General features: G+C 68.2%; 9 protein-coding genes, 1 tRNA gene and 1 pseudogene. 10 read left to right on the top strand and 1 reads right to left on the bottom strand.

The features are described from left to right. Positions 1–70 precede the first annotated feature (70 nt). Positions 71–524, top strand: a pseudogene (locus tag E3D03_RS15310) (transposase); the annotation flags it as partial. Between the two features lie 330 nt (positions 525–854). On the opposite strand, the gene E3D03_RS15305 reads toward E3D03_RS15310, so the two are convergent. Continuing rightward, positions 855–2369, bottom strand: coding sequence for a YifB family Mg chelatase-like AAA ATPase (locus tag E3D03_RS15305; RefSeq protein ID WP_263567659.1), 1515 nt, complete (start codon positions 2367–2369; stop codon positions 855–857). A gap of 132 nt (positions 2370–2501) precedes the next feature. On the opposite strand from E3D03_RS15305, the gene coaBC reads away from it, so the two are divergent. The 9 genes from coaBC to E3D03_RS15260 all read left to right on the top strand — a co-directional run bounded on the left by coaBC (position 2502) and on the right by E3D03_RS15260 (position 10943). Then, positions 2502–3776, top strand: coding sequence for a bifunctional phosphopantothenoylcysteine decarboxylase/phosphopantothenate--cysteine ligase CoaBC (coaBC, locus tag E3D03_RS15300; protein ID WP_263567658.1), 1275 nt, complete (start codon positions 2502–2504; stop codon positions 3774–3776). Then, entirely contained in the window at positions 3773–4840 is a 1068-nt protein-coding gene (locus tag E3D03_RS15295) for a cysteine desulfurase family protein (protein WP_263567657.1), read from the top strand. Before coaBC ends, E3D03_RS15295 begins: the two co-directional genes overlap by 4 nt. 1 nt (position 4841) lies before the next feature. Continuing rightward, positions 4842–6368 (top strand): Fe-S cluster assembly protein SufB, encoded by a 1527-nt coding sequence (gene sufB / locus E3D03_RS15290; RefSeq protein WP_062563189.1) that lies wholly within the window; start codon positions 4842–4844, stop codon positions 6366–6368. A gap of 72 nt (positions 6369–6440) precedes the next feature. Continuing rightward, positions 6441–7196, top strand: a complete 756-nt coding sequence (gene sufC / locus E3D03_RS15285) for a Fe-S cluster assembly ATPase SufC (protein WP_263567656.1) — start codon at positions 6441–6443, stop codon at positions 7194–7196. Then, on the top strand, positions 7196–8530 hold the full coding sequence (locus E3D03_RS15280; RefSeq protein WP_263567655.1) for a SufB/SufD family protein: 1335 nt from the start codon (positions 7196–7198) through the stop codon (positions 8528–8530). Before sufC ends, E3D03_RS15280 begins: the two co-directional genes overlap by 1 nt. Beyond that, complete coding sequence (locus tag E3D03_RS15275) at positions 8503–9027, top strand: hypothetical protein (protein WP_263567654.1); 525 nt, start codon at positions 8503–8505, stop codon at positions 9025–9027. Before E3D03_RS15280 ends, E3D03_RS15275 begins: the two co-directional genes overlap by 28 nt. Continuing rightward, positions 9024–9611 carry a Yip1 family protein gene (locus tag E3D03_RS15270; RefSeq protein WP_018001266.1) on the top strand — a complete coding sequence of 196 codons (588 nt, stop codon included), beginning with the start codon at positions 9024–9026 and terminating at the stop codon, positions 9609–9611. Before E3D03_RS15275 ends, E3D03_RS15270 begins: the two co-directional genes overlap by 4 nt. After that, positions 9608–10819 (top strand): cysteine desulfurase, encoded by a 1212-nt coding sequence (locus E3D03_RS15265; RefSeq protein WP_263567653.1) that lies wholly within the window; start codon positions 9608–9610, stop codon positions 10817–10819. The genes E3D03_RS15270 and E3D03_RS15265 overlap by 4 nt, the downstream gene beginning before the upstream one ends. Before the next feature lie 47 nt (positions 10820–10866). Next, positions 10867–10943 (top strand) — tRNA-Arg (locus E3D03_RS15260). The last annotated feature ends 167 nt before the right edge of the window (positions 10944–11110 follow it).

Genomic DNA, 11110 nt, shown 5'->3' with positions numbered 1-11110 from the left:
AAAGGCCGGCAGCTGGTCCAGCGCCTTGCCCTGAGCCTGCCGCTCCATGGCGCGGATCGAGAAATGCATTCAAAGGCTGGAGGTTCGAGCCGCCGAGACACCGGGAGCCATACCGGCGATGCGCCGATGCTGCCCGACCTTCTCAGCCAGATACCTGAGGGCCAGGAGATCGGCAGCGTCACGGCAGACGGCGCCTACGACACCCGCAACCATGAAGCGATCGCCGAGCGCGGCGCTCATGCCGTCATCCCGTTCCGCAAGAACGCGAAGCCGTGGAAGACCGTCACCGCCGGAGCCGTGGCCCGTAACGAGGCCCTGCGCGCTTCGAAATACCTTGGCCGCGCGCTCTGGCGGCGATGGAGCGGATATCACTGCCGAAGTCGCGTCGAAACGAAGATGCATTGCGTGAAACTGATGGGCCAGCGGCTCATGGGGACTTCGACCGTTGGATCGCGGAACTCCAGGTCCGGATCGCCAATGGCTTCACCGCGCTCGGCATAGCTGTCACAGAGGCCGTGGGTTAAGTCCGTCCGGGCAAAGGGGAACCTCAGCCATCAGCCGATTTGTGCAACAGAGCCCCAGTTGGCGCTCTCGACTTTTCCAGGGCAAGTCCAGCCGCCTCAAGCAGATCGATGGGCGGAAACCGGCGAACCGGCGGCCGGCGCGACAACGGCATTGCGGCCGGGCGAAATAACCAGATCAGGCGCATATAACCAGGATTCGCTGTGGCCGGCGGATGAGAGGATGCCTGCCAAGCATGGCAAGCCTGCACAGAGCCTGCGATTTGGAAGCAGGGCCACCATGCTGCTGCGGCTTCGATTCGGAGCGCCCTGCCAGCCATCCCGCAACTCTCGTCAGTCGGGGCGGCCGAAGGGCAGGCGATAGGACAGCGCCTCGGCCAGGTGCGGCTGGCGGATCGCCGGCGAATCGTCGAGGTCGGCGATGGTGCGGGCGCTGCGCAGGATGCGGTGGTAGCCGCGCGGGGTCAGCCCCAGCTTTTCGGCCGCGAGCGCAAGCAGCGACCGGCACTCGCTGTCGAGCGGCGCGATCTCCTCGAGCAGCCGGCCCGAGGCGTCGGCATTGACCCGCGCCCGCGGGTGGTCGGCAAAGCGCCTGGCCTGGATGCCGCGGGCCGCCGCCACCCGCTCGGCGACCGTGGCCGAGCTTTCGCCGGTCGCGGGCAGGCCCAGGTCGGCAATCGAAACCTGCGGCACCTCGAAGCGCAGGTCGAAGCGGTCCATCATCGGCCCCGAGATCCGCCCCAGGTAATCCGCCCTGCAGCGCGGCGCCTTGCTGCAGGTCTGGCCGGCATCGGCGATCTCGCCGCAGCGGCAGGGGTTCGCGGCGGCGACCAGCAGGAAGCGCGCCGGATAGCGGATATGGGCATTGGCGCGCGAGACATGGATCTCGCCGGTTTCGATCGGCTCGCGCAGGGCGTCGATGACTCGGCGCTCGAATTCCGGCAGTTCGTCGAGGAACAGCACGCCGTTATGGGCGATGCTGGCCTGGCCGGGCCGGGCGCCGCGCCCGCCGCCGACCATGGCCGCCATCGAGGCGGTGTGATGCGGCTGGCAGAAGGGCGCACTGCGCGAGATGCCGCCCTCGGCCAGCTGGCCGGCGACGGAATGGATGACCGAGGTCTCCAGCGCCTCTTGCGGGGTCAGCGGCGGCAGGATGCCGGGCAGCCGCGTCGCCAGCATCGACTTGCTGGCGCCGGGGGGGCCGACCATCAGCAGGTGGTGGCGGCCGGCGGCGGCGATCTCGATGGCGCGGCGCGCGCGTTCCTGGCCTATGACCTCGGACAGATCGGCGGCGCGCGCGGTCTCGGCCAGTTCGCCCGGCTGGGCGCGGGGCAGGGGTGCGCGGTCGGTCAGGTGGTCCACCGCCTCGCGCAGCGTGCGCGGCGCAAGCACGGGGACGGCGGCGACCCAGGCCGCCTCGGGGCCGCAGGCGCGCGGCACGATCAGCGCCCGGCCATCCTCGGTCGCGGCCATGGCGGCGGGCAGGGCGCCCGTCACCGGCGAAAGCCGGCCGTCCAGCGCCAGCTCGCCCAGCGAGACCACGCGCTCCAGCGCCTCGGCCGGAAGCACCTCCAGCGCGGCCAGCACCGCGAGCGCAATGGGCAGGTCGAAATGCGAGCCCTCTTTCGGCAGGTCGGCCGGCGACAGGTTCACCGTCACCCGTCGCGACGGCATGGCGATCGACAGCGCGCCGAAGGCGGCCTTGACCCGCTCGCGCGCCTCGCTGACCGACTTGTCGGGCAGGCCGACGATGCCGAAGCCCGGCAGCCCGGCTGAGACCGAACATTGCACCTCGACCAGCCGCGCCTCGACCCCGTCGAAGGCCACGGTATAGGCAATCGCCACCATCTTCGTCCCCACGTCACCCCGGCCCGGCTTAACCCGGCAGGGCTTAAAGATTGGTTAACGGGCGCGGCTCGCTTGTTCCGGCCCCCGCTTCGGCCTATGTCCTTGCCAAGCGTCACGGCAAAGGAAGCGACCATGCAGGGCAGCCGCATATTGCTGATCGTCGGCGGGGGAATCGCCGCCTTCAAGATCCCCGAGCTGATCCGCATGATCCGGCGCGAGGGCGGCGCGGTGGTGCCGGTGCTGACCGCAGCGGGGGCTGAGTTCGTGACGCCGCTGACGCTGTCGTCGCTGGCGGAATCGCCGTGCCATACCGCGCTTTTCGACCTGACCCGCGAATCCGAGATGGGCCATATCCAGCTGTCGCGCGCCGCCGACCTGGTCGTGGTGGCGCCGGCCACGGCGGACCTGCTGGCGAAAATGGCAGCGGGGCTGGCGGGCGACCTGGCCTCGACCTTGCTCTTGGCGACCGACAAGCCGGTGCTGGTGGCGCCGGCGATGAACGTGCGCATGTGGCAGCACCCCGCGACGCAGCGCAACCTCGACACGCTGGAGAACGACGGCATCCGCTTCGTCGGCCCGGACGAGGGCGACATGGCCTGCGGCGAATACGGCCCCGGCCGCATGGCCGAGCCCGAGGCGATCCTTTCGGCGATCCGCAGCGCGCTTGGCCACGACAAGCCGCTGCGCCTGCCGCCCGAGGCGGTGGTATCGCTGCCGCAGCGGGTGCTGACCGGGCGGCATGTCATCGTCACCTCGGGCCCGACGCATGAGCCGATCGACCCGGTGCGCTATATCGCCAACCGGTCCAGCGGCGCGCAGGGCACGGCCATCGCGGCCGCGCTGCGCGACCTGGGCGCGCGGGTGAGCTTCGTCACCGGCCCGGCCGAGGTGCCGCCGCCGGAGGGCGTCGAGGTGATCGCCGTCGAGACCGCGCGCCAGATGCGCGACGCGGTCGAGGATGCGCTGCCCGCCGATGCCGCCGTCATGGCCGCCGCCGTGGCCGACTGGCATGTCGCCAATGCCCGCAACGGCAAGATCAAGAAGGACGGCTCGGGCCAGCTGCCCGAGCTGCATTTCGCCGAGAACCCGGATATCCTGGCCTGGATCAGCCAGTTGCGGCAGGGCCGGCCCGAACTGGTCGTGGGCTTTGCGGCCGAGACCGACGATGTGCTGGCCAATGCCACCGCCAAGCTGATGCGCAAGGGTTGCGACTGGATCGTGGCGAATGACGTGAGCCCCTCGACCGGCATCATGGGCGGGGCCGAGAATGCGGTGACGCTGATCTCGGCCGCCGGGACGGAAAGCTGGCCGCGGCTTGGCAAGGACGAGGTGGCGCGCCGGCTGGCGGCGCGGCTGGCTGATGCCTTGAGCCATGCGGGCGACACCTTGCCGGGGGATCGGGCATGAACAGGGTCTATCTGGACTGGAACGCCACCGCGCCGCTGCGCCCCGAGGCGCGCGCGGCGATGCTGGAGGCGAGCGAGATCGTCGGCAACCCGTCCTCGGTCCATGCCGAGGGGCGGGCGGCGAAATCGGCGCTGGAGCGCGCGCGCGAGGAGATCGCCACGGCGCTGGGGGCCGAGGGCGCGGATGTCATCTTCACCTCGGGCGCGACGGAAAGCGCGGCGCTGATCCTGGGCGGGCGCGACCTGGCCTGCGCCGGGGTCGAGCATGCCGCCGTGCTGGCCTGGTGCCGCGACGTCCTGCAGGTCGATGCGGCGGGCAGCGTGGCGGTGCCCGACCCGGCCGGGGCGACGCTGCAACTCGCCAATGCCGAGACCGGGGTGATCCAGGACCTGCCCGAGGGGCTGGCGGTCAGCGACATGACCCAGGCCTTCGGGAAAGTTCCCTTTGCCTTCAACTGGCTGGGCGTGCAGGCGGGCTTCGTCTCGGCCCACAAGCTGGGCGGTCCGCGCGGCATCGGCGCCCTAGTCGTCCGGCGCGGCACCGACATCGAGGCGCGCATCAAGGGCGGCGGGCAAGAGCAGGGCCGCCGCGCCGGGACCGAGAACCTGATCGGCATTCTGGGCTTTGCCGCGGCCGCAAAGGCGGCGCAGAATGATCTGGATCAAGGAATCGGTGAAAAAATGGGTGAAATCCGCGATTCACTGATGGGTGCTCTGGAATCCCGGACAGAAATGGTTACATTTCCGGGGCGCGAATCCCGCCGCCTGCCGAATACATTGTCGATCCTGACGCCGGGATGGCGCGGAGAGACGCAGGTGATGCAGATGGACCTCGCCGGATTTGCCGTTTCGGCAGGCTCGGCCTGTTCCTCGGGCAAGGTCCGGCCAAGCTCCGTCCTGACGGCCATGGGGATCGCGCCGGAATGGGCGGGCGATGCGATCCGCGTCTCGATCGGTCCGACGACGGACCCTCGGGACGTTCAGCGTTTCGCGGATGCCTGGCTGGCGGCGCATGACCGCTGGCGGCAAAGGAATGATCAGCGGGAAACCGTGGGAAGGGTGTGAGATGTCTGTTGAGACCGGCGAGGCCATCGAAGTCCGCGAGGGCGTAGACCGCGAGACCGTCGAGACCGTCCAGAACATGGGGTCTTACAAATACGGCTGGGATACCGAGATCGAGATGGACTATGCCCCCAAGGGCATCAACGAGGACATCGTCCGGCTGATCTCGGAAAAGAACGCCGAGCCGGAGTGGATGCTGGAATGGCGCCTGGCCGCCTTCCGCCGCTGGCAGACCATGGTCGAGCCGAAATGGGCGATGCTGAACTATCCGGTAATCGACTACCAGGACCAGTATTACTATGCCCGGCCGAAAAGCATGGCGGTAAAGCCGAAGTCGCTGGACGAGGTCGATCCGAAGCTGCTGGCGACCTATGAAAAGCTGGGCATCCCGCTGAAGGAACAGATGATCCTGGCCGGGATCGAGGGCGCCGAGGGCGCGCCGGCCGAAGGGCGCAAGGTCGCGGTCGACGCGGTCTTCGACAGCGTCAGCGTCGGCACCACCTTCAAGGACGAACTGGCCAAGGCCGGCGTCATCTTCTGCTCGATCAGCGAGGCGATCCGCGAGCATCCCGAGCTGGTGAAGAAATACCTCGGCTCGGTCGTGCCGCAGTCGGACAATTTCTTCGCCACGCTGAACTCGGCGGTCTTCTCGGACGGCAGCTTCGTCTATGTGCCGCCGGGCACGCGCTGCCCGATGGAGCTTTCGACCTATTTCCGCATCAACGCCGAAAACACCGGCCAGTTCGAGCGCACGCTGATCATCGCCGACAAGGGCGCCTATGTCAGCTACCTGGAAGGCTGCACCGCGCCCAAGCGCGACGTGGCGCAGCTGCATGCGGCGGTTGTGGAAATCGTCATCCTCGAGGATGCCGAGGTGAAATATTCCACCGTGCAGAACTGGTTCCCCGGCGACGAGGAAGGCAAGGGCGGCATCTACAACTTCGTCACCAAGCGCGCCGATTGCCGCGAGGCCCGCGCCAAGGTGATGTGGACGCAGGTGGAGACCGGCAGCGCGATCACCTGGAAATACCCCTCCTGCATCCTGCGCGGCGAGGAAAGCCAGGGCGAGTTCTATTCCATCGCCATCGCCAACAACATGCAGCAGGCGGATACCGGCACCAAGATGATCCATCTTGGCAAGAACACCCGCTCGCGCATTGTTTCCAAAGGGATTTCCGCCGGAAAGGCGCAGAATACCTATCGCGGCCTGGTGTCGATGCACCCGCGCGCGACCAACAGCCGCAACTATACGCAATGCGACAGCCTGCTGATCGGCGATCAATGCGGCGCCCATACTGTGCCCTATATCGAGGTGAAGAATACCTCGTCCCGGGTGGAGCATGAGGCGACGACCTCGAAAGTGGATGACGACCAGCTGTTCTATTGCCGCGCCCGCGGCATCGACGAGGAGGCCGCCGTGGCGCTGGTGGTGAACGGCTTCTGCCGCGAGGTCTTGCAGGCGCTGCCGATGGAATTCGCCATGGAGGCGCAGTCGCTGGTAGCGATCAGCCTCGAAGGCTCGGTTGGATGACCGGCCGCTGCCGCGACATGAACACAAGGGCGCCCGCCGCGCGCGCCGCCACGACCGTTTGAGGGAATAAAAATGCTGGAAATCAAGAACCTGCACGTCAAACTTGAAGACGAGGACAAGCAGATCCTGAACGGCGTCGACCTGACCGTGCCGGCGGGCGAGGTCCATGCGATCATGGGCCCGAACGGTTCGGGCAAGTCGACCCTGTCCTATGTGCTGTCGGGCCGCGACGGCTATCAGGTGACCGAAGGCGAGGCGAGCCTGGACGGCCACGACCTCTTGGACATGGAGCCCGAGGAGCGCGCGAGCGCCGGCCTGTTCCTGGCCTTCCAGTATCCGGTCGAGATCCCCGGCGTCGGCAACCTGACCTTCCTGCGCACGGCGCTGAACGCGCAGCGCAAGGCGCGCGGCGAGGAAGAGCTCAGCTCGGCCGAGTTCCTGAAGCTGGTGCGCGAAAAGGCCAAGACGCTGAAGATCGACGGCGAGATGCTGAAGCGCCCGGTGAACGTCGGCTTCTCGGGCGGCGAAAAGAAGCGCAACGAGATCCTGCAGATGGCCATGCTGGAGCCGCGCATGTGCATCCTGGACGAGACCGATTCGGGACTGGACGTGGACGCCATGCGGCTGGTCGCCGATGGCGTGAACGCGCTGCGCTCGCCCGAGCGCAGCTTCCTGGTCATCACCCATTACCAGCGCCTGCTGGACCATATCAAACCGGACGTGGTCCACATCATGTCGGCCGGCCGCATCGTCAAGACCGGCGGTCCGGAGCTGGCGCTGGAGGTCGAGCAGAACGGCTATGGCGACCTGCTGGCGGAGGTCGGCTGATGGCGGACACGGCTGTTCTGTCGGCCCAGACCCCGGCGGTCGAGGGCAAGGCGCGGCCCGGCGCCTCGGCGCTGTCGGCCCGGCTTGAGGCGCTGGACCTGCCGCAGGGCGGGTTCACCGCAGCCGCGCGCCGCGATGCGGCCGAGCGGCTCGCGTCCATGGGCCTGCCCGGCGCCCGCGACGAATACTGGCGCTATACCGACCCCGCGCCCTTCAACGCCCCGCGCTCTGAGGCGCTGGCGGTGCCGGCGCGCGATGCCTCGCTGTTCAGCGACATCGACCGGCTGACGCTGGTTTTCGTCGACGGCGTCTTCGATGCCGCCGCCTCGGACGATCTGTCGGCCGAGGGCTTGCAGATCGAAAGCCTGGCCGCCGCCGATACGGGTGCCGACCATTGGGCGGCCGGGCTCTACGGCACGCTGGAAGCCGCCGGCCAGGTCCCGGTCAAGCGGCCCTTCGCGGTGCTGAACACGCTCGCCGCCCGCGACGGGCTGTTGATCCGCGTCACCGGCCCGGTCTCGCGCCCGCTGCATGTGCTTTACCGCCGCCAGGACGCGGCGGCGGATGTGGTGCTGCACCATGTCGTCAAGCTCGAACCCGGCGCCGAGCTGACGCTGCTGGAAACCGGCGGCATCGGCGCCCGTTCGAACACCATGCTCGAGGTGGACCTGGCCGCGGGCGCGCGCTTCCACCACATCTCCAGCAAGCGGGCCGATGACGCCAAGCTGGGCATCGGCCATATCTTCGCCCGCGTGGGCGAGGGCGCGCTGTTCAAGTCCTTCGCGCTGTCGGTCAACGGCCGGATGATGCGCAACGAGGGCGTGATCGAGATCGCCGGCGACGATGCCGTGGCCCATATCGCCGCCGCCGTTCTGGGCGATGGCGACGAGGGTGCCTTCCATCACGACGATACCGTCTTCATCACCCATGCCGCCGAGCGCTGCGAAAGCCGCCAGGTGTTCAAGAAGGTGCTGAAGAACGGCGCGCATGGCATCTTCCAGGGCAAGATCCTGGTCAAGCCCGGCGCGCAGAAGACCGACGGCTACCAGATCAGCCAGGGACTTCTGCTGGACGAGGGCAGCCAGTTCCTTGCCAAGCCCGAGCTGGAAATCTATGCCGACGACGTGAAATGCTCGCATGGCTCGACCACCGGCGCGCTGGACGAGACGGCGATGTTCTACCTGCGCTCGCGCGGCGTGCCCAGGGAACAGGCCATCGTGCTGCTGGTCCTGTCCTTCCTGGCCGATGCGCTGGCCGAGATCGAGAACGACGAGCTGCGCGACGCCATCCTGGTCCGGCTGGACGAATGGCTGACCAGCCGCGCCAAGGGCTGACGGCCAAGGTGGCGTCGGCCGGGATCGTCCCCAGGATCATGCAAAGCTGGTGGGCGCCCGGCCGGGTCGTCGCCGGCCTGCGCGGCCTGCCCGAGCGCGGGCTGATCGCCGTGCTGATGGCGGCGATGCTGGTGTTCCTGATCGCCCAGGCGCCCGGGCACCAGCGGGCGGCGCAGCTGGACCCCTCGGTGCCGTTCGACGCGCGCATGGGGGGCGCGCTGCTGGCGGTGATGTTCATGATGCCGCTGCTGGCCTATGCCGTGGCGGCGCTGGTCTCGGCGCTGTCGCGTCTGGCGGGGCGGCCGGTCGCGCCCGGCGATTCCCGGCTGGCGCTGTTCTGGGCGCTGCTCGCGGTGGCGCCGGCCATGCTGCTGGCCGGCCTGACCGAGGGGTTGGTCGGCCCCGGCGCGGCGCTGAGCCTGACCCGGGGGCTGGCGGGCCTGGGCTTTCTGGTGATATGGGGCGCGGGACTGCGCGCATTGGCGGGGAACGGATGACTTCGGGCGATCTTGGCGATCTGGTGGTGCTGACCCTGCGCAGGCCCGAGGCGGCGCTGCAGGTTCTGCGCCGGCTGGCACTGCCGATGTCGGCGCGCTGGACGCTGCTTCTGCTGGCGGTGACGCTGTCCACGCTGCTCGCCTGCCTGTCGCTCATGCTGTTCCCGGTCGAGTTCGACAATGCGCTGTCGCGCCTGCTGTCGCATCCGCTGACGCTGGCCGGGGTGCAGTTCGGCGCCATGGTCGTCTCGGCGCTGATGATGGCACAGGTCGGCCGCTGGTTCGGCGGCCAGGGCGATTTCGCCGACGCGCTGCTGGTCGTGGCCTGGGTCGAACTGCTGCTGGTCGGGCTGCAGGCGGTGCAACTGGTGATGACGCTGCTGTTCCCGGCCACGGCGGCGCTGCTTTCGATCCTAGCCTTCGGGCTGTTCCTCTATCTTGCCGTGACCATGACCAAGGCGCTGCACGGCTTCACCAGCACCGCCAAGGTGGTGGTGGGCCTGGTCGGCAGCCTGTTCGTCCTGGGCTTCGTGCTGTCGCTTTTCGCGGCGGCCTTCGGCATCGTCCCCGAGGTGACTCCATGAGCTTCGACATCGACACGGTCCGGGCCGATTTCCCGATCCTGTCCACGCAGGTGAACGGCCGCCCGCTGGTCTATCTGGACAATGGCGCCAGCGCGCAGAAGCCGCGCCAGGTGATCGACGCCATCACCCGCGCCTACGAGGGCGAATATGCCAATGTCCACCGGGGCCTGCATTATCTCTCGAACCTCGCGACCGAGAATTACGAGCGGGTGCGCAGCATCATCGCCCGCTTCCTGCACGCGCCGCATGAGAACGAGGTGATCTTCACCTCGGGCGCGACCGAGGGCATCAACCTGGTCTCCTATGGCTGGGCCGCGCCGCACTTGCAGGCCGGCGACGAGATCCTGCTGTCGGTGCTGGAGCATCACGCCAATATCGTGCCCTGGCATTTCCTGCGCGAGCGCCAGGGCGTGCAGCTGAAATGGGTCGAGCCCGAGCCCGACGGCAGCCTGCCGGCCGAGAAGGTGCTGGCCGCCATCGGCCCGCGCACCAGGCTGATCGCCGTCACCCATATGTCGAACGTGACCGGCACCGTGGTCGATGTCGGCGCCATCGCGCGCGGAACCTCGGTGCCGGTGCTGGCCGACGGCAGCCAGGCCGCGGTGCATATGCCGGTGGACCTGGGCGCGCTCGGCGTCGATTTCTACTGCATCACCGGGCACAAGCTCTATGGCCCCTCGGGCTCGGGCGCGATCTGGATCCGCCGCGAGCGCCAGGCCGAGATGCGGCCTTTCATGGGTGGCGGCGACATGATCCGCACCGTGACCCGCGACACCGTCGACTATGCCGACCCGCCCCTGCGCTTCGAGGCCGGCACCCCCGGCATCGTCAACCAGATCGGGTTGGGCGCGGCGCTGGAATATCTGATGGGCCTCGGGATGGAGAACATCGCCGCGCATGAACGCGGCTTGCGCGACTATGCCCGCGAGCGGCTGCGCAGCCTGAACTGGCTGGCCATGCAGGGCGATGCGCCGGACAAGGGCGCGATCTTTTCGCTGACCATGCAGGGCGCGCATGCGCATGACATCTCGACCATCCTCGACAAGCGCGGCATCGCCGTCCGGGCCGGGACGCATTGCGCCATGCCGCTTCTGGACTTCTTCGGCGTCACGGCCACGGCGCGGGCGAGCTTTGCCATGTACAACACCCGGGCCGAGGTCGATGCGCTAGTCGACGGTTTGGGCTTCTGTCACGAGCTTTTCGCCTGAACCCCATTGCAGAGCCGCGCGTTTGCGGCTAATCAACACGGGCTCGCGGTCCCATAGCTCAGCTGGATAGAGCGCTACCCTCCGAAGGTAGAGGCCACACGTTCGAATCGTGTTGGGACCGCCATTTTCCCCATAAGTCGCTGAAATCCGGGTATCCTGCGTCGCCTTGCCGTGGCGCAGGGCAAAGGCTGGCAAGCCCCGCTCACGGCAGGAGCGGGGCTTGATCTGGCCGCCGATCTCAGGGAGGAACGATCCGCGGCCCCTGGGTGACTGATGCATGATCCGTCTCCG

Origin of the sequence: Paracoccus sp. DMF, from assembly GCF_004407025.1 — a bacterium.
In the GTDB taxonomy this organism is placed as follows: domain Bacteria; phylum Pseudomonadota; class Alphaproteobacteria; order Rhodobacterales; family Rhodobacteraceae; genus Paracoccus; species Paracoccus aminovorans_B.
The sequence above is the reverse complement of the archived record's forward strand: the minus strand, read 5'-3'. Positions and strand labels throughout refer to the sequence as shown.